This is a genomic window from Buttiauxella sp. A111 (assembly GCF_014189855.1).
Classification (GTDB): Bacteria; Pseudomonadota; Gammaproteobacteria; order Enterobacterales; family Enterobacteriaceae; genus Buttiauxella; species Buttiauxella selenatireducens.
This window is the reverse complement of the sequence record NZ_BJFN01000003.1, coordinates 276,832-301,382: the sequence shown is the minus strand read 5'-3', so window position 1 is coordinate 301,382 and position 24,551 is coordinate 276,832. Positions and strand designations below refer to the sequence as shown.

At 49.9% G+C, this 24,551-nt stretch carries 25 protein-coding genes; 10 read left to right on the top strand and 15 right to left on the bottom strand.

Features of this window, described 5'->3' with window-relative positions; genetic code table 11:
• Positions 1-473 precede the first annotated feature (473 nt).
• The 7 genes from BSPA111_RS10745 (at position 474) to cspE (ending at position 8,357) form a co-directional block, all read left to right on the top strand.
• Positions 474-923, top strand: a complete 450-nt coding sequence (locus BSPA111_RS10745; protein WP_255459260.1) for a DUF2946 domain-containing protein — start codon at positions 474-476, stop codon at positions 921-923.
• An 85-nt stretch (positions 924-1,008) separates the two neighbouring features.
• Entirely contained in the window at positions 1,009-1,368 is a 360-nt protein-coding gene (locus BSPA111_RS10740) for a copper-binding protein (protein ID WP_255459259.1), read from the top strand.
• An 11-nt stretch (positions 1,369-1,379) separates the two neighbouring features.
• Positions 1,380-2,639 (top strand): TolC family protein, encoded by a 1,260-nt coding sequence (locus tag BSPA111_RS10735; RefSeq protein ID WP_183271435.1) that lies wholly within the window; start codon positions 1,380-1,382, stop codon positions 2,637-2,639.
• The gene (locus tag BSPA111_RS10730) at positions 2,636-4,087 is read left to right on the top strand and encodes an efflux RND transporter periplasmic adaptor subunit (RefSeq protein ID WP_183271150.1); all 1,452 of its coding nucleotides are present in this window, start codon (positions 2,636-2,638) and stop codon (positions 4,085-4,087) included. Before BSPA111_RS10735 ends, BSPA111_RS10730 begins: the two co-directional genes overlap by 4 nt.
• On the top strand, positions 4,084-7,203 hold the full coding sequence (locus BSPA111_RS10725) for an efflux RND transporter permease subunit (protein ID WP_183271149.1): 3,120 nt from the start codon (positions 4,084-4,086) through the stop codon (positions 7,201-7,203). The genes BSPA111_RS10730 and BSPA111_RS10725 overlap by 4 nt, the downstream gene beginning before the upstream one ends.
• A gap of 168 nt (positions 7,204-7,371) precedes the next feature.
• The gene (gene pagP / locus BSPA111_RS10720) at positions 7,372-7,947 is read left to right on the top strand and encodes a lipid IV(A) palmitoyltransferase PagP (protein WP_373925633.1); all 576 of its coding nucleotides are present in this window, start codon (positions 7,372-7,374) and stop codon (positions 7,945-7,947) included.
• A gap of 200 nt (positions 7,948-8,147) precedes the next feature.
• Complete coding sequence (cspE, locus tag BSPA111_RS10715) at positions 8,148-8,357, top strand: transcription antiterminator/RNA stability regulator CspE (protein ID WP_004100146.1); 210 nt, start codon at positions 8,148-8,150, stop codon at positions 8,355-8,357.
• Positions 8,358-8,569: 212 nt separating this feature from the next.
• On the opposite strand, the gene crcB is transcribed toward cspE, so the two are convergent.
• The gene (gene crcB / locus BSPA111_RS10710; RefSeq protein WP_183271147.1) at positions 8,570-8,953 is read right to left on the bottom strand and encodes a fluoride efflux transporter CrcB; all 384 of its coding nucleotides are present in this window, start codon (positions 8,951-8,953) and stop codon (positions 8,570-8,572) included.
• Positions 8,954-9,060: 107 nt separating this feature from the next.
• Between crcB and BSPA111_RS10705 the strand changes: the two genes are divergently transcribed.
• Together BSPA111_RS10705 and tatE are read left to right on the top strand one after the other, a co-directional pair.
• Positions 9,061-9,849, top strand: coding sequence for a deaminated glutathione amidase (locus BSPA111_RS10705; protein ID WP_183271146.1), 789 nt, complete (start codon positions 9,061-9,063; stop codon positions 9,847-9,849).
• A 128-nt stretch (positions 9,850-9,977) separates the two neighbouring features.
• Entirely contained in the window at positions 9,978-10,181 is a 204-nt protein-coding gene (tatE, locus tag BSPA111_RS10700; RefSeq protein ID WP_183271145.1) for a twin-arginine translocase subunit TatE, read from the top strand.
• 99 nt (positions 10,182-10,280) lie between these two features.
• On the opposite strand, the gene lipA is transcribed toward tatE, so the two are convergent.
• From lipA to BSPA111_RS10645, 11 genes are all read right to left on the bottom strand, one after another.
• On the bottom strand, positions 10,281-11,246 hold the full coding sequence (gene lipA / locus BSPA111_RS10695) for a lipoyl synthase (RefSeq protein WP_183271144.1): 966 nt from the start codon (positions 11,244-11,246) through the stop codon (positions 10,281-10,283).
• Between the two features lie 301 nt (positions 11,247-11,547).
• Positions 11,548-12,510, bottom strand: coding sequence for a YbeF family transcriptional regulator (locus BSPA111_RS10690; protein ID WP_255459258.1), 963 nt, complete (start codon positions 12,508-12,510; stop codon positions 11,548-11,550).
• A 281-nt stretch (positions 12,511-12,791) separates the two neighbouring features.
• Positions 12,792-13,433, bottom strand: coding sequence for a lipoyl(octanoyl) transferase LipB (gene lipB / locus BSPA111_RS10685; protein ID WP_183271142.1), 642 nt, complete (start codon positions 13,431-13,433; stop codon positions 12,792-12,794).
• Between the two features lie 84 nt (positions 13,434-13,517).
• A complete protein-coding gene (gene ybeD, locus BSPA111_RS10680) occupies positions 13,518-13,781 on the bottom strand; it encodes a DUF493 family protein YbeD (protein ID WP_183271141.1) in 264 nt (87 codons plus the stop codon).
• A 110-nt stretch (positions 13,782-13,891) separates the two neighbouring features.
• Positions 13,892-15,103 carry a D-alanyl-D-alanine carboxypeptidase DacA gene (gene dacA / locus BSPA111_RS10675; RefSeq protein WP_183271140.1) on the bottom strand — a complete coding sequence of 404 codons (1,212 nt, stop codon included), beginning with the start codon at positions 15,101-15,103 and terminating at the stop codon, positions 13,892-13,894.
• Positions 15,104-15,247: 144 nt separating this feature from the next.
• Positions 15,248-16,375, bottom strand: a complete 1,128-nt coding sequence (rlpA, locus tag BSPA111_RS10670; protein WP_183271139.1) for an endolytic peptidoglycan transglycosylase RlpA — start codon at positions 16,373-16,375, stop codon at positions 15,248-15,250.
• Positions 16,376-16,391: 16 nt separating this feature from the next.
• Positions 16,392-17,504 carry a peptidoglycan glycosyltransferase MrdB gene (gene mrdB / locus BSPA111_RS10665; protein ID WP_183271138.1) on the bottom strand — a complete coding sequence of 371 codons (1,113 nt, stop codon included), beginning with the start codon at positions 17,502-17,504 and terminating at the stop codon, positions 16,392-16,394.
• 2 nt (positions 17,505-17,506) lie between these two features.
• Positions 17,507-19,408: a peptidoglycan DD-transpeptidase MrdA gene (gene mrdA, locus BSPA111_RS10660; RefSeq protein WP_183271137.1), complete on the bottom strand. Its 1,902-nt coding sequence runs from the start codon at positions 19,406-19,408 to the stop codon at positions 17,507-17,509.
• 27 nt (positions 19,409-19,435) lie between these two features.
• Positions 19,436-19,906, bottom strand: a complete 471-nt coding sequence (rlmH, locus tag BSPA111_RS10655; protein ID WP_034456714.1) for a 23S rRNA (pseudouridine(1915)-N(3))-methyltransferase RlmH — start codon at positions 19,904-19,906, stop codon at positions 19,436-19,438.
• Between the two features lie 3 nt (positions 19,907-19,909).
• A complete protein-coding gene (gene rsfS / locus BSPA111_RS10650; protein ID WP_183271136.1) occupies positions 19,910-20,227 on the bottom strand; it encodes a ribosome silencing factor in 318 nt (105 codons plus the stop codon).
• 253 nt (positions 20,228-20,480) lie between these two features.
• Positions 20,481-21,092, bottom strand: a complete 612-nt coding sequence (locus BSPA111_RS10645) for an adenosylcobalamin/alpha-ribazole phosphatase (RefSeq protein WP_183271135.1) — start codon at positions 21,090-21,092, stop codon at positions 20,481-20,483.
• A 91-nt stretch (positions 21,093-21,183) separates the two neighbouring features.
• On the opposite strand from BSPA111_RS10645, the gene cobD reads away from it, so the two are divergent.
• Positions 21,184-22,278, top strand: a complete 1,095-nt coding sequence (gene cobD, locus BSPA111_RS10640; RefSeq protein WP_183271134.1) for a threonine-phosphate decarboxylase CobD — start codon at positions 21,184-21,186, stop codon at positions 22,276-22,278.
• Here cobD and nadD read toward each other — a convergent pair.
• The 3 genes from nadD to lptE are packed head-to-tail and all read right to left on the bottom strand — an operon-like array spanning position 22,250 to position 24,541.
• Positions 22,250-22,903 (bottom strand): nicotinate-nucleotide adenylyltransferase, encoded by a 654-nt coding sequence (nadD, locus tag BSPA111_RS10635; protein WP_183271133.1) that lies wholly within the window; start codon positions 22,901-22,903, stop codon positions 22,250-22,252. The two genes, cobD and nadD, sit on opposite strands and share 29 nt — an antisense overlap.
• The gene (gene holA, locus BSPA111_RS10630) at positions 22,896-23,927 is read right to left on the bottom strand and encodes a DNA polymerase III subunit delta (protein ID WP_183271132.1); all 1,032 of its coding nucleotides are present in this window, start codon (positions 23,925-23,927) and stop codon (positions 22,896-22,898) included. The genes nadD and holA overlap by 8 nt, the downstream gene beginning before the upstream one ends.
• A complete protein-coding gene (gene lptE, locus BSPA111_RS10625) occupies positions 23,924-24,541 on the bottom strand; it encodes an LPS assembly lipoprotein LptE (RefSeq protein ID WP_183271131.1) in 618 nt (205 codons plus the stop codon). The genes holA and lptE overlap by 4 nt, the downstream gene beginning before the upstream one ends.
• Between the last annotated feature and the right edge of the window lie 10 nt (positions 24,542-24,551).

The window sequence follows — 24,551 nt, the reverse complement described above, 5'->3', positions numbered from 1 at the left end:
ACTCGGCATCTGTTGGCCGCACCTGAACGTAACGCCATGCCAGAAAAATAAAAAATAACGGTTATATACCCAAAATAATTCAAGTTGCTTGAAGGCGGCAAAGCAGTGAATCCCCTGGAGCTTACTCAAGTAAGTGACTGGGGTGAGCTGATGCAGCCAACGCATAAGCAGCTTGAAGTATGATGGGTATAAAGCCGTCTGCGAAAGCGGTGTCAATCTGCCTGATTCACAGGCGGCAATATCTGATAAGCATCAAATTTAGCAAGCTTCGTGAGACTGCCATCATACTTTTGTAGGCAGTGTTGCAATTATGACATTTACTTATTGATATGCGTTATTTATTTACACAGTTGATCGTTCTATTAATAACCATTTGGAGGCTATTTAATTAAAAATATATTACGTAATTGTTAATTCATTGCCTGTGTGTAAATGTAAAGCCATTAAAAATCTCTTCAAAATAGAAAGGCCTGATGCTTATACTGGCGCCTCGTTTATTTGAGGCCACTATTTTGCAATCCACTTTCTGGTCGACAAGCCGTTTGCGCTTTTTCAGAAAGCATCTTTTGATGCTGCTGATGGCGTTCGGCTGGCTGTTTGTCAACAGCCAGGTCGCAGTGGCATCGCATGACTGCCCGGTAAACATCAGTTTGCAGGCACTTTCCATTCAGCATAGCGATCATATGCTGATGAACAGCACACGAGATTTGGCGAAAACGAAAGGAATGTTGTGTGAGAAACACTGTATTCCTGACGTGATGCAAAAGGATAACGGCCACACTTCTTTGGCTGCTTTGCCGACGGCAAATACTCTGGCTTTAGTGGTTCCTGAATGTAATGAAACGGTATCGTCCGTTGCCTTAATAACACCTCCTGCAACCGGCCCTCCCGCCACGATTCGGTTTTGTCGTTTTAGAGAATAACTCCAGCACTGTCTTGGTTCATGCCTTTTCGATTTAGGGCATACCGGCGTCTCGCCGTCCTTTGACTCAAGTTCTGGAGATTTTTATGTCTATTTTTTCTGCTCGTTCTCTTTCAGCCGTCGCGCTGTCCGTATTTGCTTTCATCACTGTGGCTCATGCTGCGTCGACCGAAATGTCCCATGACATGGCGATGTCCATGCCCATGGAAAATCACATGTCGGCTGAAATTTATCATGGCCAGGGCGTCGTGAAGAAAACCACTGCCAATTCCATTTCTATTGCCCACAAACCTATCACTGCCCTTAACTGGCCCGCCATGACGATGACGTTCAGCCTGCCTGAAAGCGGATCATTGCCCGTGGTTAAAGCCGGTGACGCGGTGGACTTCACTTTCAGCCAACAGGCTGAAGGTTACCAACTCGCCTCAGTTACCCCGACTAAATAACGGGGGAAATGATGAGACAACATTCCCTGAGCTTATGGCTCGGTGGGGTGCTGCTTGCTGTGCCTGTCTTCGCTGCAAATGCGGCAGAGTTCAGCCTGCAACAGACCCTGGCCGCCGCTGAGCACTATTCAGCAGAACTTTCCGCCAACCGCAATCAGAGCAATGCGCTGAGTGCTATGGCCGATTCTGCCCGCGAGTTACCCGATCCTAAATTGAAATTTGGTATTGAAAACGTCCCGATTGAGGGCAACAACAGCCATCGATTTACCCGTGAAGGCATGACCATGCAGCGTATTGGCATCATGCAGGATTACGTCAGCGAGGAAAAACGCGACCGTAAAGCTGAAACTATTCTGGCGCAATCAGCCAGTAGTGCGGCGAAAGCGGAAGTCATTCGAGCGGAGTTGCTTCGAACGACCGCGCAGGCCTGGTTGGATCTGGCGTTATCAGAAAAAGTGCTGGCGACGGCACAGAAACTGGTGGCCGAAACCGAACGCCAGGTCGCCGTGCAGAAGGCGACGGTGGCCAGCGGCAGCACTCCTGCATCAAGCGTGGTGGATATCCGCATGACGCTTTTAGACATGCAGGACAAAGTGACGCTCGCGCAGCGCGATGTTGTTCTGGCGCAGACACGTTTGCTGCGACTGACAGGCGAAAATATTGACTCGGTCAGCGGTAATTTGCCGCGCTACCAACGTTTGCCTGCTGACCCTGCGGTACTGGAGCAAGGTGTCAGCCAGCATCCGGAAGTGATTGAGGCTGCGCGTGAGGCGGATGTTGCTAAAGCGCGTTCGGCGCAATCGGCTGTGGCGGCAAAACCGAATGTCGGCGTTGAGGTGTATTACGCCCATCGTGCGGATGATTACGATGACATGGCGGGCGTGATGTTTACCGTGGACATGCCGCTATTCAAATCACAGCGCCAGGACAAAGACCTGGCGGCGGATATGTCCCGTTCAATGGAAGCCAACGACCAACTCGCCATCGCGAACCGGGAACGTGTTGCTCTGGTTCGCACATTAGTGGCGCAGTACCAGGCTGCGCAAACGCTCTGGTTGCGCCAACAGGACCAGATTTTGCCTTTGCAGCGCCAGCGTTTGTCACTGATTGAAGCGCAATATCGTTCCGGACAATCGACCCTCTCTGACTTACTCAATGCCCGCCGCACGTTGCTGGATACCGAACTGAACGCGCATAACGCTGAAAAAACCGTGGCTGAAACCTGGGCCGCTATACGCTACCTGACGCCACAGGAAAACAACCCATCATGAAAACCATCACGCAAATTTCGTTATTAGCCCTTGCGGTCGCCGCAGCCCTTGGCGTGGGATATTACGCGGGTAAACAGAGCTCCATCACTACGACGCCGACAGCTCAGTCGGAACGAAAGGTTCTCTATTGGTATGACCCGATGACGCCAGGCCAGCGTTTCGACAAACCGGGTAAATCACCGTTTATGGATATGGATCTCGTCCCTCGTTATGCCGATGAAACCACCGAAGATGGCGGAGTGACGGTCAGCGCTCGTCAGCAGCAAAATCTGGGGATAAAAACGGCAGTAGTAGAGAAAAAAGCCCTCAATTATCAATTTGATGCTTTTGCTACCATCTCAACCGATGAACGCAGCGTGCAGATTATCCCCGCCAGTGCCAGCGGCGTGGTGGAGAAGTTGTTTGTTAATGCGCCACAACAATTTGTAAAAGCGGGCGAGCCGCTGGCACAACTCTGGATCCCTGAATGGACGGCAGCGCAGCAAGAATATCTCGCCGTGCGTCGTTTGGGAGACAGTGCGTTAACCAGCGCTGCACGTGAACGGCTACAACTCCAGTTCATGCCCGCTGAAATCATTCGCCAGGTTGAGCGCAGTGGTAAACCTCAAACGCGCGTGACAGTCAGAGCCAAACAGGCTGGCTATATAAATAAACTGGAGACGCGCGAAGGTGCGCAGGTCGTGGCAACCGCACCATTGTTTGAAATTGCCAGCCTCGAGAAAGTCTGGATTGTTATCGATTACCCGCAATCTCAGGCGCAAGTGCTGCAGCCAGGAAGTGAGATTGTGGCATCGAGCGATAACTGGCCGGGTGAAGCTTTCCTCGGGCGCGTCAGTGAATTGCTGCCAAATATGGAAACCTCCACCCGAACCCTGAAAGCCCGTGTCGTGCTGGAAAACCCACAAATGAAACTCAAGCCGGGAATGTACCTCAAGGTGAAACTGGCGAACCCGCTCAATCTGCCGCCAGTGCTGGCTATTCCAGAAGAAGCATTAATTGAAACCGGTAGTGCCAGCCGGGTTTTAGTCACTCAGGATGACGGGCATTTTAACCCTGTCAATGTCGTGGTCGGTGGGGCTCAAAACGGGTGGGTGGAGATTAAACAAGGATTGAAAGAGGGCGATAAAGTCGTCACGTCTGGCCAATTCCTGATTGATTCGGAGGCAAGCCTTCGTAGCGCGCTTCCACAGGAAAAAACCGCCACCACCACGGTTCAATATCAGGGCGAAGCCGTAGTGAAAGAGATAACGGATGACACGATTACGCTTTCCCACAAGCCGATTGCGGCACTCAAATGGGGCGCGATGACTATGGATTTCGCACTGACGTCCTCGGCCGACGCGCAAAGCGTTAAAGTGGGGGACAGTGTGATGTTTAGCTTTACCCTGGATGACGAACACGGTGCGGTGATTACTCACCTGATGCCAATGACGGGGGCGATGAAATGATTGCCGCTGTAATTCGCTGGTCTCTTAAAAATCGGCTGCTGGTGCTGTTGGCGGCAATCATGATGGCGGCATGGGGGATTTGGTCACTTCAGCGTGCGCCGTTGGATGCGTTGCCGGATCTCTCGGATGTGCAGGTGATCATTCGTATCAACTACCCGGGCAAAGCGCCACAGGTAGTTGAAGATCAAGTCACTTATCCACTCACCACCACTATGCTTTCAGTGCCGGGGGCGAAAACCGTGCGCGGCTTTTCGATGTTCGGCGATGCCTATGTCTACATTTTGTTTGAAGATGGCACGGATCCGTACTGGGCGCGTTCGCGGGTTCTTGAATATTTAAGCCAGGTTCAGTCACAACTTCCTGCGGAGGCCAAAGCTTCGCTGGGGCCAGATGCGACTGGTGTTGGCTGGGTGTATGAGTACGCGCTGGTGGACAGAACGGGCAAACACAGCCTTGCGGATTTGCGTGCGCTGCAAGACTGGACGCTAAAGTTTGAGCTCAAAACGGTACCAAACGTTTCGGAAGTCGCGAGTGTTGGCGGCATGGTGCGGCAGTATCAAATTGTGCTCGATCCACAACGTATGCGTGCGCTGAATATAACCCATGAACAGGTCATCAATGCGGTACAGAGCGCAAACCAGGAAGGTGGCGGCTCGGTTATCGAAATGGGTGAGGCCGAATACATGGTGCGCACCGCCGGTTACCTGAAAAGTCTCAATGACTTTAAGCAGGTGGTTATCGCCACGCGAGAAGGTGTTCCGATAATGCTCAGCGATGTCGCGACGCTGCGGATGGGGCCAGAAATTCGCCGTGGGGTGGCTGAGTTTAACGGGGAAGGCGAGGTCGCAGGCGGCATTATCGTCATGCGGTACGGGAAAAATGCGCTGGATACCATTAATGCGGTGAAGGCGAAGCTTCAGCAAATTCAAAAGAGTTTGCCGGCGGGTATAGAAATTGTTCCGGTCTATGATCGTTCACACCTCATTGAAAATGCGATAGAAACGCTTTCCCATAAGTTGCTGGAAGAGTTCATCGTCGTGGCACTGATCTGCGCGCTGTTCTTGTTCCATTTCCGTTCGGCGCTGGTGGCGATGATCACCTTGCCTCTGGGGATTTTGGGTGCATTTATTGTGATGCACTACCAGGGGGTGAACGCCAATATTATGTCGTTGGGCGGGATTGCGATTGCGATTGGTGCGATGGTCGACGCGGCCATTGTGATGATCGAAAACATGCACAAAGTGTTGGAACAATGGCGGCATGACAATCCAGACAAACAGCCCACGAGTGCCGACTATTGGCGCATTTCGGAACAAGCAGCCGTTGAAGTCGGGCCTGCGTTGTTCTGTAGTTTATTGATCATCACGTTGTCATTTATTCCGGTGTTTTCCCTTGAAGCGCAGGAAGGGCGGATGTTCTCACCGCTGGCATTCACCAAAACCTACGCTATGGCCGTGGCTGCGGGGCTGGGGATTACACTGGTACCGGTTCTGATGGGCTATTTCATTCGTGGGAAAATACCTGACGAAAAAGCCAATCCTATTAACCGCTGGCTGATTGCCGCTTATGAACCGCTGTTGGATAAAGTGCTGGCGCGCCCGAAAACCACGCTGGTGATAGCCGGAGCCGTTTTACTGGCGACATTGTGGCCGTTAAGTCGCCTCGGTAGTGAGTTCATGCCGCCGCTGGATGAAGGCGATTTGCTGTACATGCCATCCACATTGCCGGGGATTTCAGCTCGTGAGGCCGGACGTTTACTGCAACAAACCGATCGTCTGATCAAAACAGTTCCGGAAGTGGCGACGGTGTTTGGTAAGGCAGGACGTGCCGATACTGCAACCGACCCCGCGCCTTTAACAATGATAGAAACCACCATTCGTTTTAAACCTCGCGACCAGTGGCGCTCGGGAATGACGATGGACAAGCTGGTCAACGAGCTTGATAGCGTAGTCAAAGTCCCCGGCATCGCTAATGTTTGGGTACCGCCGATTCGCAACCGTTTGGATATGCTGGCAACGGGTATCAAAAGCCCGGTCGGTATCAAAGTGAATGGCAACAATATTGCTGATATCGAACAAGTGGCTGAGCAAATTGAACGGGTGGTGAAGCAGGTTCCTGGTGTGACGTCTGCACTCGCGGAGAGGCTTGGCGGGGGACGTTATGTGGATATTAATATCGATAGGCTGAAAGCTGCGCGTTATGGTGTGTCGGTCAAAGAGTTGCAATCGCTGGTGGCATCGCTCATTGGTGGGCAAAATATTGGCGAAACAATCGAAGGGCGTGAGCGCTATTCAATCAATGTTCGTTACCCTCGAGAAGTTCGTGATAACGTTCAAAAACTGAAAAATATGCCAGTGATCACCGCAAATGGCAGCCAGATTACGCTCTCTGAACTCGCCGATATCAGCATTACTGATGGCCCACCGATGCTGAAAAGTGAGAATGCCCGTTTATCGAATTGGGTTTATGTTGATTTGCGTGGAAGAGATTTAAAATCAGCCGTGGAGGATATGCAACGAGCGGTTAACCAACAGGTAAAATTACCGGATAGCGTTTCATTATCGTGGTCTGGTCAATTTGAATATCTGGAACGTGCGAGCGCTAAATTAAGAATAGTCTTACCCTTTACGCTGGTAATTATATTCATCTTACTCTACGTGACATTTTCGCGAGTGAGTGATGCATTATTAATAATGGGGACATTGCCGTTCTCATTAATAGGTGGAGTCTGGTTGCTCTATCTACTTGGATACAATTTATCCGTTGCCGGAGCGGTAGGATTTATTGCTTTAGCAGGAGTGGCGGCTGAATTTGGCGTAATAATGGTACTTTATTTAAATCAAGCGATTGCGAGGCACAAAGCGCTCGAACCGTTGGGAGGAAAACCGATGCTAATGCGTGCGCTTCATGAAGGTGCTGTATTGCGTGTCAGGCCAAAAGTCATGACTGTCGCGACGATTATGGCGGGTTTGCTGCCGATTATGTGGGGAGATGGCACCGGTTCAGAAGTCATGCGCCGTATCGCTGCACCAATGATTGGCGGCATGATCACTGCGCCGTTGCTTTCGATGCTGGTGATTCCTGCGATGTATGTATTACTAAAAAGACATAAATAAGAGAAGCTTGCCCCAGTCATTTCTGATTTCCCGAATTTAACTGGGGCATTTTTTTGCCTTAATCATAAGCAAAAGAGGGCATGTTTAGGATTTTACCAGGCGCTTATTTAGGTTTGGTTAATATACAATTTGTTAAGTTGTACTTTGTATTTAGAAATGGAAATCAATGTGTCACTAGCAAATAAAATTATCTTTTCGTTTATTGTTTTCATCTCACCCATAATGATTGCGCCTGCTGCGATGGCTAATCAAAATGGGGTATTGAGTGACGCCTGGAATACCTTGTCTGACAATGTTTCACAAACCTGGAATGAACCGCAACATTATGACTTATATGTTCCGGCAATCACCTGGCATGCCCGTTTCGCCTACGATAAAGAAAAAACAGATCGGTATAACGAAAGGCCGTGGGGCATTGGGTTTGGGCAGACCCGCTGGGATGACAGTGGGAACTGGCATGGTTTGTATCTGATGGTGTTTAAAGACTCCTTTAATAAATGGGAACCGATTGGAGGATACGGCTGGGAAAAAATCTGGCGACCGTTAACGGATGACAACTTCCACCTCGGCCTGGGTTATACGCTGGGAGCCACGGCGCGCGACAACTGGAACTACATACCTATTCCGGTAATTTTGCCTTTAGCATCGGTCGGATATGGCCCGGCGACCTTCCAGATGACCTATATCCCCGGAACTTACAACAACGGTAACGTTTACTTCGCCTGGCTACGCTTCCAATTCTGATTTTCTGCACAAGCCGGAATCAATCCAAACCGAGATGTTTGCTTACTGATGTTTGAAAATACGGGCTGCTGCACACTTTTTAAAAGAGGTAGCAAATTTTCTCACTTTTTAGCAATTCTAGGCTGGACAAAATCCATCACAATTGGTGTACTGGTGTTCGACACAGCATTTGTGTCGTTTTTCATGTAAAGGTAATTTAGATGTCTAAGATTAAAGGTAACGTTAAGTGGTTTAACGAGTCAAAAGGCTTTGGCTTCATTACTCCGGAAGATGGTAGCAAAGACGTGTTCGTACACTTCTCTGCAATCCAGAGCAATGGTTTCAAAACCCTGGCTGAAGGTCAGCGCGTTGAGTTTGAAATCACTAACGGTGCCAAAGGCCCATCTGCTGCAAACGTAATGCCTATCTAAGTCATTACCAGTAGAATATAAAAACCCGCCAAGGCGGGTTTTTTTTGCTTTAAATTCAGGAAAATAAGTAAATTTTCACGAAGCACACCACAATCAGCGTGCTTACCAGCACCGCTGTCCACCCAGCAACACGTTCTTTCATCGTTTTGTCTCACGCGATTTTTCAAACAGAGTGGCAGACAAAAATTAAGCTAACCTTAACGCGTTGCGGATCAGTGGCCGTATGCCGAAGAAACTAACCAAAATGCGATGGCGGTCATAATCAGTGAGCCTGCGAGGTTCAATAGCATGTTTAATCCAGCCCATGCCAGGCGCCCATCCTGAAGCAGGAACACGACTTCTGCCGAAAAGGTCGAAAACGTTGTCAGGCCGCCGCAAAAACCGGTGGTTATCAGCAATTTCCAGACGGGATCAAGATGTGTCATTTTGGTGAACAGCGCCAGACCCAGACCGATAATAAACGCGCCCACCAGGTTTGCAGTCAACGTCCCCATAGGAATGGCACCATGCACGGGGTTGAGTTTCATACTGAGCAACCAGCGCGCAACGCTCCCCGTTCCGCCGCCAATAAACACGGCTAATAGCATCTGCAACACGATATTTTCCTGTTCTTTATAATGCGAAAGAGAATGAGTGTAACGTCAGCACGGGGCGTTTCACACCGGGTATACTAAAAATATTCGCGACCTTTTGGGAAACTACAATGAAAGTTGCAGTAGGGCAGTTTGCGGTGAGTAAGGACTGGCAGGAAAACGTACAGACCTGTATCGGGCTTATGGAGCGGGCCAAAAACGCAGGAGCACATTTGCTGGTACTACCTGAGGCGGTGTTGGCGCGTGACGATAACGATCCGGATTTGTCGGTAAAATCGGCACAAATGGTGAATGAAGCGTTTATCGAGCCGCTTTGCGAACAGAGCCGCCATGATCAAATGACCACGATCCTGACACTGCATATCAAAACCACACCTGGACGGGCGGCCAATACCTTGCTGGCTATTCGTGATGGTGAGGTTATTGCCCGTTATCAGAAGCTCCATCTTTATGATGCGTTTAACGTGCAGGAATCCCGGTTGGTTGATGCGGGGGAATGTATGCCGCCTTTGATTGATGTCGCGGGCTTTAAAGTCGGATTGATGACCTGTTACGATGTGCGTTTTCCAGAAATGGCTTTAAGTTTGGCTTTAGCAGGTGCAGACGTTTTAGTCCTGCCAGCGGCTTGGCTGCGCGGCCCCAATAAAGAAATGCACTGGGCCACTCTTCTGGCCGCTCGAGCACTCGACACCACCTGTTATGTCGTGGCTGCCGGTGAGTGCGGTAATAAAAATATTGGTCACAGCCAGGTTGTTGATCCGCTGGGTGTTGTTGTTGCGGCGGCAAATCAGCGCCCGGCACTGATCTACGCTGAACTGGAAAGACAGCACCTTGCCGATGTGCGAGCCATGCTACCGGTGCTGAAAAACAGGCGTTTCGCTTCACCACACTTGTTGTGATTAATTTTTGAGCATCACTTGATTCAACTTGTTACAGGTTGCTATTGTATCGCAAGTGAAAATGACCGTTAATTGTCTCAGTGTATTATTCGCCGTATTCACGGCACGCATGATTATAGAAGGTTGCTATGGGTGAGATTAGTATTACAAAGTTGTTGGTAGTCGGTGTGCTGATTGTTTTATTATTTGGCACCAAGAAGTTGCGCACACTCGGCGGCGACCTCGGCTCAGCAATCAAAGGCTTCAAGAAAGCCATGAGTGACGACGAGACCAGCGCGAAGTCTGTCAACAATACGGATGAAACAACCGACCGTATTACGCACAAAGACTGATCGCGTCTCAGCTTTCGACGAGATATAAAAAAACCGGCATTTAATGAGCCGGTTTTTTTTGCCTGTAGCACAAATCAAAAGTAACAACTTGTTACATCGCTATTTGACTTCCATGCCTTTGGCTTGCAGATCTGCATGGTATGAAGAGCGAACAAACGGGCCGCAAGCTGCATGGGTAAAGCCCATCGCCAGCGCTTCTGCTTTCATCTCTTCGAACTCATCAGGACTGACATAACGCTGCACCGGTAAGTGATGGCGGCTCGGCTGCAAATACTGGCCCAGGGTCAGCATTGTGACGCCGTGACGGCGAAGATCGCGCATAACTTCCACAATCTCTTCGTTCGTTTCACCTAAACCTACCATCAAACCTGACTTGGTCGGGATGTCTGGGTGCGCTTCTTTAAAACGCTCCAACAGTTTCAGTGACCAATTGTAGTCAGCGCCTGGGCGAACCTTACGATAAATGCGCGGAACGTTTTCCAGGTTGTGGTTGAAGACATCTGGTGGCGTGGCGGTAAGGATCTCTAAAGCCTTGTCCATACGTCCACGGAAATCTGGCACCAACGTTTCAATTTTGATCGTTGGGTTCTTCTCGCGAATAGCGCTGATGCAATCAGCGAAATGCTGAGCACCACCATCACGGAGATCGTCACGGTCAACAGACGTGATAACCACATAGCGCAACGCCATATCAGCAATGGTTTGTGCCAGTTTAGCCGGTTCATTGGTGTCTGGCGCGACAGGGCGGCCATGAGCAACATCACAGAACGGGCAGCGGCGAGTACAAATTGCGCCAAGGATCATAAAGGTTGCCGTTCCGTGGTTGAAACATTCTGCCAGGTTAGGGCAGGAAGCTTCTTCACACACAGAGTGCAGACCATTTTTACGCATTGCCGCTTTGATACCCTGAATTCGGGTCGAATCAGATGGAAGTTTGATCTTCATCCATTCCGGCTTTCTTAACAGCTCCTGGCGCTCGGTCACCACGTTTTTAACCGGGATCAGAGCCATCTTATCGGCGTCGCGGTACTTGACGCCGCGTTCCATTACAATGGGTTTACTCATATCGTACGTGTTCCAGTTGCTGATATACCCGTCGTTTTTCAGGAAGCCGGGGGCTGCTCTTGTTTGCCGCCTACCTGGTTCTTGAAGTCACTTGGGTATAACGAATTCAGGCTAATAGAATGTTTTATTTATCAACTATTTTTTAATAACGCGCGAAGTATACCATCACTGAAGGGGATAAATCTGCCTGACAGAGCAGTAAAACAGGGAAAGAATTGTAAATGAGTTGTTGGTTTGTGCGGTTTGCTACGTTAACAATTGGCAAATCGACCTCGTAGCGAGCGCCGCGAGGTCGAAATGACTACACTTCTTCAAATTCGTGGATGATGGCCTCGATGACTTCTTGCAATATTGGATCGCGGGTGCTGAGTTTGTTGAAATGCATGGTGGTGGCAAGCGAGACAGTTGAAAACTTCTCACGCTCCACCGTTTTAAGTTGGAAAGGGCCTGAAAACATTTCAAATATTTTGTATGGCATAAAGCCAATCAGGTCGCTGTGACTAAGCATTGAAGCGATAGCTAAAAAGTTATAGCTGCTAAACCTGACCTGGCGGTTTGGCAAGATCTCGTTAATCAATTGGCGAGTATCGACCACCAGATCATCCTGCATAATCAAAAAGGTATAATTCATCTCATGATTATTAGCGGAGAAAATTAATTCTGCATTCGGATGGTCATGGCGGCATACCGCAACAAGGTGGTCATCATACAGTTTATAGCTACTGATTCCGGGGCCATGATGAGGACGGGTATCGAGTGCAATATCAGCCTGGAATTGTGATAGCTGACTCTCAGCTATTGGCACATTTCGAACAGATAATTTTGGATTTACTTTCTGAATCGCTGAATAGATTCGTGGCATCAACAATGCACCCGAGGAGGGAGCGCTCGCAACGGTAATAATACGCTCTTTGTCATAGTTATTATTGACATCTAACGCGCACAGAATTGACTCAAGTCCCTGGCTAATATACTCATGCAAATGCGCGGCGTAGGCGGTCGGTGTGACACCTTGCCCCTTACGGATAAACAGTGGGTCAGGAAATGTTGCCCTCAATTTTTGTATGGACTGACTAATCGCTGAAGGCGTTAGATTTAACACCTTCGCCGCATTGACGATCCCTTTATGTATGTAGACTGCTTCGAAAACGGTTAATAAGTTAAGGTCGATACCGCGTAGTGCTTTGAACGTTGGATAATGATTTTTCTCATCTCTTTCCATGAAACTTTTCTCCTTGGTGTAACCATGCTGAAATACATTCAAATTATATAATTCAATAGTTATATTTTAATGATGACTAAACTATATATTTAGTTATTGCTAACAATATTGCAGAGGTGATGAAGAGACTTAATTATTCAGTGCGTAAATGTTTAAGTCATTATTATTGAGCGTGGAGGGTACCTTCCTGAATAAATATGGCAAGGGGATATGTATTTAACCAAGGGAAATTATACAAAACTTACCATAAAGTAAAGTGCTGCTGAATAATATATTAGTTTATAACCGCACCGTTAGGGGTGCAGTTATAGAAACGGGTAATATTATTCGGTTATATATTTAACTGATGGGTTATTGAGTAATGTAATAAAGTTATTGATAAGCAAAGGTTGAACATCTTCAGGCAACACGCCTGGTCGCAGTGAACTCACCTGAGTCATTTCCAGCCCGGCGTAACCGCAAGGGTTGATACGTAAAAATGGGCTGAGATCCATATCAATATTCAATGCTAACCCGTGGAAGGAACATCCCTTGCGGATGCGCAGGCCAAGAGAGCAAATTTTACGCCCATCAACATAGACACCTGGCGCGTCGGCGCGGGGATAGGCTTCTATTCCCAGTTCTGCGAGTGTGTTAACCACGGTCTGCTCAAGGATTGTGACCAGTTCCCTAACGCCCAATTTGCGACGCTTCAGATTAAGCAGCACATACATAACTTGCTGACCCGGGCCGTGATAGGTCACCTGGCCACCGCGATCGCTTTGGATGACAGGGATATCGCCGGGAACCAGTACGTGTTCAGCTTTTCCTGCCTGGCCCTGTGTAAATACGCGCTCGTGTTCTACCAGCCAAATTTCATCGGCAGTGGTTTCATCTCGGGTATCTGTGAAGTCATGCATTGCCTGCGAAATCGGTTCGTAAGGCTGCAGGCCAAGTTGGCGGATTTGAATAGTATCTTGAGACAAAACATCGTCTCCGGCAGGTTGAAAAGTGGAAGGAGTATATCACAGCGAGAAAAGGCAGTACCCGGCCAGAAGGCCGGGCGCAGATTACAACACCATACGAACGATTTCGATATTGCCCAGTTCTTCGTACAGGGTTTCAACTTGCTCAATGTGGGTCGCATTAATGGTAATCGAGACAGAGTGGTAATTACCTTTGCTGCTCGGTTTAACCTGTGGGGTGTAGTCACCAGGTGCGTGGCGCTGCACCACCTCAACGACCAAATCAACCAGCTCAGGTTTCGCCAGACCCATTACTTTATAAGTAAAGGAGGTCGGGAATTCGAGCAATTCTTTCAGATTGGTTTTCATGGTAGCTCCAGCGTTACGGCATTAAAAATGATAACTCCCGCCAGCAGGGCGGGAGTTGCTTTGATTCATAGTATATGGGGATGACTTCTACACTTTCAAGTGTTCAATTATTAACCAAACCAATGGTGGAACATCAGTTTGATGTAATCAATGATACGACTGAAGAAGTTGCCTTCCGGCATTTCCTGCAGCACCACTAAAGGACGCTGTTCGATAGTTTTGCCATCCAGCTGGAAATTGATGGTCCCAACAACCTGATTTTTTTGCAGTGGCGCGTGCAGTTCGGTGGTGTTAAGCACATAACTGGCTTTCAAGTCTTTCATGCGGCCACGTGGGATCGTCAGGTAAACGTCTTTATCAACACCCAATGATGCGCGGTCATTGTCGCCAAACCAGGCTGGCTCAGAGGCAAATTCTTTACCTGCTTTCAGTGGAGAAACAGTTTCAAAGAAGCGGAAGCCCCAGGTCAGCAGTTTCTTACTTTCGGTTTCGCGACCTTTATAGGTGCGACCGCCGAGTACTGCGGAAATCAGGCGCATCTGGCCTTCGGTTGCTGAAGCCACCAGGTTATAACCCGCAGCATCAGTATGGCCGGTTTTGATGCCATCAACTTGCAGGCTGGTATCCCACAGCAAGCCGTTACGGTTTGTCTGGCGGATATTGTTGAAGGTGAACTCTTTTTCTTTGTAGATAGCGTATTCGTTTGGCACATCGCGAATCAGCGCCTGGCCGATCAGCGCCATATCACGCGCAGAGCTGTACTGACCTTCCGCATCGAGGCCGTGTACGGTCTGGAAATGGGTGTTTTTCAGGCCCAGAGCTGAAACATAGCTATTCATCAGACCGACGAATGCATCCTGGCTTCCAGCCACAAAATCGGCCATAGCAACACAAGCATCGTTACCTGATTGCAGGTTAATCCCACGAATCAGTTGTGAGACAGGCACTTGCATACCTGGCTTAAGGAACATCAAAGATGAACCTTTGAAGACTGGATTACCCGTAGCCCATGCGTCCTGTCCAACAGTCACAATCGAGCTTTCGTTAAATTTACCGGCTTTCATTGCCTGACCGATGACGTAGCTGGTCATCATTTTGGTCAAGCTGGCGGGGTCACGGCGAGTATCGGCATTCGATTCAGCCAGAACTTTCCCGGAGTTGTAATCAATCAGGATGTAGGCTTCAGCATCAATCTGCGGAACGCCTGGGATCATGGTTTTAATGTTCAGGTCGTCAGCGTGTGCAGCAGCCATCGCCGAAAGAGTTAGGGCTGTACTAAGCGCCAGGCGTTTAAAAAAACGAAAAGAAGGGGCTGTATTCATGATTAGAACAACGACGTCCATGATAGGAATAAAAAAAAGTGCCTTACTATAGCAAAAGCGATTTTTGCTGGCATCCGTCTTTGCGCATCAATTGTTAATGAAATTTACATTAACTGACGCAGGACGGATGCCAGACACAACCACTTACATAGCGGGTGCGTTAGTGATGAAAGATTGCTGTTGGGCTTCGCTCATCAAGCGTTGTTGTAGTGCAGCAGCTTCGCCTTTACTACTAAACGGCCCAAGTTGTACACGGTACATGGCACCATTACTGGAAACCTTGCCCGGCACACCAAATTGTTGGCTAAGTTTTTGCTGCCATTGCGTTGCACGTGTCTGGTCACTGACCGCGCCAACCTGAACCACGTAATGACCGGAGGCTGCGGCAGCAGGAGCGGCAGACTGTACGCTGCCCTGAACTGAACCCGGCGCGGTAACAGGTGCGCTTTGTTGCACAGGCGTGGCCGTCACAGTTTGTGTTGCGGCAGCGTCAGGTTGGTCATTCTCAATTACGCCCGCAGCCAGCGGTGTTGCTGCGCCGAGGAAACCACTGTTGTTGATTGGAGCACCGGTGGTATCTTCACTTTGAAGCGTGGAGTTACTAATGGCGCGAACATCACCCTGAGGGGCATCAGACGGAGCAGAAGTCGCACTCCCCATGCCCGTGTTTAAATCCGGACGAGCGGGCAGGGCGTAAGTTTGTTTAGCGATCGTCGTACAAACCGTACCAGGGCCGGACATGGTGCCGTCTTGCGCCACCAGAATTGGGTCGATACGGACTTTGGTATTGTTTGAGGTGTTCAGTCGATCTGCTGCTGCGCGAGACAATGAAATCACACGGTCGTTGCCATATGGACCACGGTCATTGATGCGCACGACAACCATACGGCCATTCGCGAGGTTAGTGATTCGCGCGTAGCTTGGGATGGGGAGTGTCGGGTGTGCAGCGGTCAATGCAGACGGATCAAACGTTTCGCCTGACGCGGTCAGGTTGCTACCAGGTTCTGCGTCATAAATGGCAGCAAGACCGGCCTGACTGAAATTCGCCGGGTTCTGCACGATTTTGTAGCTCTTACCGTTGTTTTCGTAATCCTGATTTACCGAAGGATTCAACGGTTCGAAGCGCGGGTCTGCGCCGCTGATTTCAACAACCGGTCCATTACATACAGCCGGTTGCGGTTGCTGATCAACTTGCTGTTGGTCGCCATCATCAGACGAGCAGCCAGCCAGTAATGCAGCTACTACACAGATCCCAAGCCAACGCTTTACCATTACCCACCTCATCCACTTACACGCTTTTTGATAACATTTTTCTGTGGGTATGTATCGACATCACGATACCAAACCCGGCCATCAGAACAATGAGTGCCGAGCCCCCGTAACTCACCAGCGGCAAAGGTACTCCGACCACGGGTAAGATACCACTAACCATGCCAATGTTAACAAACACATATACGAATAAAATCAACATTAGTCCACCGGCCATAACACGGCCAAAGGTGGTTTGAGCGCGAGCCGCAATCACAAGGCCGCGCATAATTAACAGAAGATAGAGCGCCAGTAACACCAAAACACCCACCAGTCCTAACTCTTCGGCCAGTACTGCGAAGATAAAGTCGGTATGACGTTCGGGTAAAAACTCAAGCTGAGACTGGGTTCCGTGCAACCAGCCTTTACCTCGCAAACCACCAGAGCCAATAGCAATCTTAGACTGAATTATGTGATAGCCCGCACCGAGTGGGTCACTTTCTGGGTCAAGGAGCATCATGACGCGAGCACGTTGGTAATCATGCATCAGGAAGAACCACAAAATCGGGATAAATGCGGCGAGAAGAAGGACGGCAACCCCAATCAGTTTCCAGCTCATACCGGATAAGAACAGTACGAACAAACCTGATGCGGCGATAAGAATCGACGTTCCCAGATCGGGCTGAGCAGCAACCAGTAACGTCGGCATGAAAATAAGGATCAGGGCGATACCGGTGTTTTTCAGCGTCGGCGGGCAAACATCACGGTTAATAAAGCGAGCAACCATCAACGGCACCGCGATTTTGGCGATCTCCGAAGGCTGGAAGCGAACGACCCCAAGGTCCAGCCAGCGCTGCGCACCTTTAGATATCGCACCAAACGCATCTACCGCGACCAGCAAGATGATACAGACAATATACAGGTACGGTGCCCAGCCCTCGTAAACACGGGGAGGGATCTGTGCCATCACGATCATCACCACCAGCCCCATCAGGATCTGGCCAATCTTACGCTCCATCATGTCCATATCCTGGCCACTGGCGCTCCAGATAACCAGCGCACTAAAGATAAGCAGCGCCAGAATGGTCACAAGGAAGAGCGGGTCGATATGGATTTTATCCCAGAACGACTTTTTATTTGGATTATCAGTCATGGTCATTGATCCTCTGCACTCGCTACAGCGGGTACTTCAGTAGGCAGAACCGTATTGTTATCGCCGAGCATAATATGGTCGAGGATTTGACGCATGATGGTGCCTACAGCGGGGCCTGCGCCGCCATTTTCCAGAATCATGGTGACGGAAACCTGTGGATTATCGTAAGGAGCAAACGCGGTCATTAATTTATGATCGCGTAAGCGTTCAGCAATTTTATGGGCGTTATAGGTTTCATTGGCTTTCAGACCAAAGACCTGTGCTGTCCCTGATTTAGCCGCGACTTTATACGGCGCGTTAGCGAAGTATTTATGGGCTGTACCGTTAGGACGGTTGGCAACGCCATACATACCATCTTTGGCAATTTCCCAGAATCCAGAATGGATGTCGCCCACCGGCGGCTGTACTGGTTGTTGCCACGGTACTTTTTTGCCGTCCTCGACGGTGCTCATCAAGAAATGCGGAACGCGAACGATGCCATCGTTAATCAGAATCATCATCGCTTTACTCATCTGGATAGGCGTCGCAGTCCAGTACCCCTGACCGATACCCACAGGAATGGTATCGCCCTGGTACCAGGGTTTCTTAAACCGTTTCAGTTTCCATTCACGTGTTGGCATGTTGCCGGAACGCTCTTCAGAAAGGTCGATACCCGTGTAATGCCCATAGCCAAACTTGCGCATCCACTCGCCCATGCGGTCTATACCCATGTCATAGGCGACCTGGTAGAAATAGGTATCTGCAGATTCTTCAAGCGCTTTGGTGACGTTCAGGCGGCCGTGGCCCCATTTTTTCCAGTCCCGATAGCGTTTTTCAGAACCCGGCAACTGCCACCAGCCTGGGTCAAATAGCGAAGTATTACGAGTGATAACCCCGGCGCTTAACGCGGAAACGGCCATATACGGTTTCACCGTAGAAGCTGGAGGGTAAACCCCTTGCGTTGCACGGTTGATAAGCGGTGTATTGGGGTCATTTAGCAAACCGGTATAGTCTTTGCTCGAGATACCATCGACAAACAGGTTCGGGTTGTAACTTGGCATTGAAACCAGCGCCAGAATACCGCCAGTACGAGGGTCAGTGACCACCACTGCGGCACGGCTTCCCGCCAGCAGGGTTTCAATGTAATTCTGTAGTTTAAGGTCAATCGTCAGATAAATATCATGCCCGGCTTGCGGTGGCACTTCTTTGAGCTGGCGAATCACACGACCACGGTTGTTCACTTCAACTTCTTCATAACCCGTTTGGCCGTGAAGAACGTCCTCGTAATAGCGTTCGATTCCCAGTTTACCGATGTCATGCGTTGAGGCGTAGTTTGCCAGCTTGCCGTCTTTATCGAGGCGTTCCACGTCTTTATCGTTGATTTTGGAAACATAGCCGATGACGTGTGTCAGCGCTGAACCATACGGGTAGAAACGGCGTTTATAGCCTTTAACTTCGACACCCGGGAAGCGGTACTGATTAACGGCAAAACGCGCAACCTGCACTTCGGTGAGGTTGGTTTTGACCGGAATAGAGGTGAAACGATGCGAGCGGGATCGCTCTTTTTTAAAGTTGGCAATATCGTCATCGGTTAAATCCACTACCGAGCGAAGTGCTTCAAGCGTCGCCTGCACGTCATCCACTTTCTCCGGCATCATTTCAACCTGATAAATAGTTCGGTTGAGTGCCAGTGGCGTGCCGTTGCGATCGTAGATAATGCCGCGGCTGGGCGGGATTGGAACCAGTTTTATGCGGTTTTCATTGGAGCGAGTTTGGTAGTCGGTGAAACGGACGATTTGCAAATTATAAAGGTTGGCGACAAGCACACCGCTTAGCACCAAAATACCGAGAAACGCGACCAGCGCCCGGCGCACAAATAGCGCAGACTCAGCTGTATAGTCACGAAAAGAATTCTGTAATTTCATCCGAAGCTTAGTTCTACCCGACGATATCTACTCACGGTGATAAGGATGGTTGGTCGTAATGCTCCACGCGCGGTACAGACTTTCAGCCACCAACACCCGCACCAAAGGATGCGGCATTGTCAAATTGGAGAGCGACCAGCTTTGCTCTGCGGCGGCTTTGCACGCAGGGGCCAGACCTTCCGGGCCGCCAATCAGCAAGCTGACATCTCGACCATCCTGTTTCCAGCGTTCAAGTTGCACGGCAAGGTGCGGCGTATCCCATGGTTGCCCTGGGATATCCAACGTGACAATTCGGTTGCCCTTGCCGGCCGCTGCCAACATCATTTCGCCTTCTTTTTCGAGAATGCGTTTGATATCGGCATTTTTACTGCGTTTTCCCGCAGGGATTTCTACCAGTTCAAATGGCATATCCTTTGGGAAACGACGCAGGTACTCGGTAAAGCCGGTTTGTACCCAGTCAGGCATTTTGGTGCCAACTGCGACTAATTGCAGCTTCACGCATTAACCCCAGAGCTTTTCCAGTTCGTACAACTGACGGCTTTCTTCTTGCATGACGTGGACGATAACTTCGCCCAGATCAACAACGACCCAGTCAGTTGCGTTAATGCCTTTCACACCCAGCGCATCAAAACCAGCTTTACGGGATGATTCTACGACGTGTTCTGCGATAGACATTACGTGGCGGTTAGAGGTGCCGGTACAGATAATCATGCAGTCAGTGATGCTTGATTTACCCTGAACATCCAAAGCAACGATGTCCTGGCCTTTGAGGTCGTCAATTTTATCGACGATGAAATTCTGAAATTCTTTACCCTGCAAGTGTTCCCCCTGGGAAAAGTAGAGTGTGTTCGAAATAGCCCGCATTTAACCCAATGGATGGGGCAGTCTTACTGACAAGTCAGCAATGCGGCACTCAAAGCGGGGTATCATCCCACCGAGTAGCCTGGTTTGCATCGCCATTTTTGTAAAACTATTTTGGAAAGTCATGCTTGCGGGCAGGAAATTATGGCAGCGGAGCATAACAGCCTGGACTGTAGTGTCAATGGTTGACGATAACTGTAACGCATTCAACTTATGATACGGGGTGATAAATAGCTCGATTATTAAGGGTTCTAAGCGTGGTGAAGCCATCGTGAATTTCAACGCAGCTCCATGCACCTTGCTCTATCACAAAATGCCACAGCGAGGCTGGAGGCATGTTGAGTAGGGTAGCAATCAGCAAACTCAGTACCCCCTGATGGCTAACAATCAGAAGATTCTCTTTTTTGGGTTGTGAAGAGATCGATGCAGCAAATTCACTGACCCGTTTAGCGAACCGCTGGAAACCTTCGCCATTCTTTGGCACTACGTTCTGCCAGTCTTCGCACCAGGCTGCATAGTTTTTGGCATCCACACGCTGTAAATCGCGGTGGTGACACATTTCCCAGTCGCCAAAATTCATCTCATTAAGGCGCGGTTCGGTAATCACCGGGATACGGCGTTGCTGAAGGATCAGTTGCATTGTGTGCTGCGCGCGCCCCAACTCGCTGCAAAGCACTTTTTCAAATTCAACATGATTTAACAAATTGCCAACGGCTTGCGCCTGGACGATACCCTGTTCGGTGAGCGGAGTTTCGGAAATGCCGCTGTACAGTCCGTCTACATTTGCCTGGGATTGCCCATGGCGAACTAACCATAATTTCATCCGTTCCTCACAAAAACGTTAGCTGTGGCAGGCATTAGCATAAGTGTATCATTGCGCTTCATGTTACGAAGTCTGTTTTGTTGGGGGAAGTATGGCGTTTAGCAGCCAGCACGGTGGCAATATCATTGAAGCGGCAGCGGTGATGGGTGTCGATGCAAGTTCGCTAATCGATTTTAGTGCGAATATAAATCCGCTCGGCATGCCTGATTCATTAAAGCGTGCGATCGTTGAGAACCTGGCACTGGCAGAGCGCTACCCCGACGTTGAATACAGCGCTTTGCACCAGTCGTTGGCCAGTCATCATCAAGTCCCGCAAGAATGGGTGCTTGCAGGCAACGGTGAAACAGAGCTGATATTTAATCTGGTACAGCATCTTGCACCACGTCGGGCTTTGTTATTGACGCCTGGCTTTGCTGAATATCGTCGTGCATTAACGCGAGTCGGCTGTGAAATCACCGATTTTCATCTTTCTGAAGAAAATGACTGGCAACCTGATGAGTCATTTCTTCAGGCATTAACGCCCGATCTTGATTGCCTGTTTTTGTGCACTCCGAACAACCCGACCGGGCTAATGCTGGATAACGGGTTGCTGTTGGCCATTGCCCAACGCTGCTGCGAAAACGGTATTTCCTTAATAGTGGATGAAGCTTTTCTCGACTTTATGCCGGAGGAGGCTGGCTTAATTCCGGATTTATTACGCTTCCCGCAACTCTACGTTTTGCGATCGCTCACCAAGTTTTTTGCTATTGCCGGGCTGCGACTGGGTTATATGGTGAGTGCGGATACGGAAATGGTAAACCGAATTCGGCAGCAGAGAGAGCCCTGGACGATTAATGCGTTCGCTGCCCTGGCCGGAGAGGTTATCCTGAATGACCATAAGTATATTGAGGCAAGCTACCGCTGGCTGAGTGCCGAACAACCTCGCCTGTTTAATGGCTTAAACGCATTGCCTGGGATTAAAGTATGGCGGCCACGGGCCAACTATATTTTCATGCGCTGTGATATTCCCGGTTTCGAGCTGCAACGAGCACTGCTGGAAGAGAATATTTTGATTCGCCATTGCGCCAATTATCCGGGGCTCGATGCGCGGTATTATCGGGTGGCAATCAAAAGCCCGGCGGATAACGACAAATTACTGGATGCGTTGCGGCGAGTGATTAGCAATAAAGGTGGTGCTGGCGTATAAATTCAGCCACGGCAGGGGGGAGCAGGTCATCACAGGGCAGATGCTGCTCTAAGCGCTGGCGAATGTTGGTTGCCGAAATGTCATACATCGGCGTTTGTGCCAGGTAGATTTTACCCGCAGGCTGCGCATGAAGCTGCGCAACGGACGACGTCAGGTGTGCATCAAGCCATTGTTGTTCGGCAGGCGTGTTCATCGTCAAAGAGTAACCTGGGCGCTGGCAAACCAGCAGATGGCATAAGGTCAGCAGCGTTTCCCAGCGATGCCAGCGTTGCAAATTCAGCAAAGAATCCTGGCCAATAATAAATGCCAACGGCTGTGTCGCTCCTATTTCTGCACGCAACTGCTCCAGCGTTTCAACGGTGTACGACGGGGTTTCACGTTGCAGTTCCCGGTCATCGAGATGAAACAGCGGCTTTTCGGCGATAGCGAGTTCAACCATGGCTTTGCGTTGCTGGCTGTTCGCCAATGGCTGCTGGCGGTGCGGGGGGACGTTATTCGGCATGATGGTGACTTGTTGCAATGCCACCTGTTTTGCCAATGCTTCGACCGGTTTTAAATGCCCGTAATGAATGGGATCGAAGGTCCCGCCATACAAGGCCGTTAAACGTGATGCGCTGTTAGCCATGCGTGAAAATTTCCGGCAGGGCTTTATGACACAGCAGCAGAGACAGTCCTTCCAGATCAGCCCACACCGATTGCCCATAATCTTGCTTTAGCGTCAGTTCGATTTGGCTCAGCAAACGAACTGCCTGATAAAGCTGATCGGCAGATAAACGATTAAGCGCCTCAGTCACCAGTGCGCGGCGATTTTGCCACACGCGTTGCTGGTCAAACAAAGTGCGCAGCGGCGTAGTTTCTGACTGGCGTTTGAGGTTTACCAGTTGCAGTAACTCGCGTTGCAGCGTGCGCAGTAAAATTACCGGTTCGCTGGCTTCCAGCCTTAACTGCTGAAGGATATGCAGTGCGCGTTTACTTTTGCCCGCCAAAATCGCATCAACCCAGTGGAAAGGGGTGAAGTGTGCCGCATCGTTTACCGCTTGCTCGACCCTGGGAAGCGTAAGCTTGCCATCAGGCCATATAAGAGATAAACGTTCCAGCGCTTGCGACAGCGCCAACAGGTTACCTTCGTAGCAATAACACAGCAGTTGATTAGCCGCGTCATCAAGCGTCAGGTTCATCTGTTTCGCACGTTGTGATACCCAGCGTGGTAGTTGAGCCTGTTCAGGGGTCTGGCAGGTCACAAGAACGCTACGGTCGGCCAGCTTATCCAGCCATGCGGCATTCTCCTGCGCTTTTGTGAATTTGTTACCGCGCACCAACAGCAGAATATCGTCGTGTAACAGAGACACCAGCGTTTCGAACTGTGCATTAATCGCAGCGTTCGGACCGTTTTCAGGTAACAACAGAAGAAGAGTCTGGCGGCTGGCGAACAGGCTTAGCGCCTGACAAATTGAGAACAGATCTTGCCAGTCAGTGCTGGCGTCAATCTGGACGGTATGATGTTCTTCAAAGCCCTGAGTGCTCGCGATCTGGCGAATGGAATCCTGGCTTTCCTGAAGCAAGAGCGGATCGTTTCCGAGTAGCAGATACGCCGCGCGCAGCCCTTCATTGAGCTGCGCGCGGAGTTGTTCAGGGTACAACCGAATCATTGGCTACCAGACGCAGCCGAAAGCGTGGTCGACGTACGGCTTGTTGATGCGGCTTGAGTTGAAGTCGTGCCAGTCACCGGTTTCTCGGCTTCTTGAGTATCTTTAACTTCAGCAGCATGCACCGTCATCAACTTACGAATAAGTTGTTGGGCGGCAGCCGTGTACATCTCTTTGATCAGTAACTCTTGCTCGGCATCTTTTGCCAATGCCGTCAGAGGGTTATCAAAGAATGATTTATACACTTTGACACTGATCGGGTAGATGTCTTCACCTGGAATCAACACTTGTGCTGAAACCGTCATGACCATTTGATATTCCGCAGTACGCCCATCCTGGAAGATGGATGCGGTATCCTGGCCCATTGCACTACCCAACAAGCGAAGGGACGGAATATCCTTGCGAACACCCGTGCCGGTATCCTCAACAAGCGTGACGCCGTTAAGACGCAACTGTGAGCGAACTTCACGCGCCAATGGGCCGTTTGGATCACCCGAGTTCAGGATCATGGTTTTCATTTGATCCGGAACCTGCGCGGTGCCATGCAGGCGAAAACCACACCCGGCGGTGACAAGCACCGCCAAAGTAACTAACAAGCTGACAAAGGGATGTCGCACGGTTCCTCCT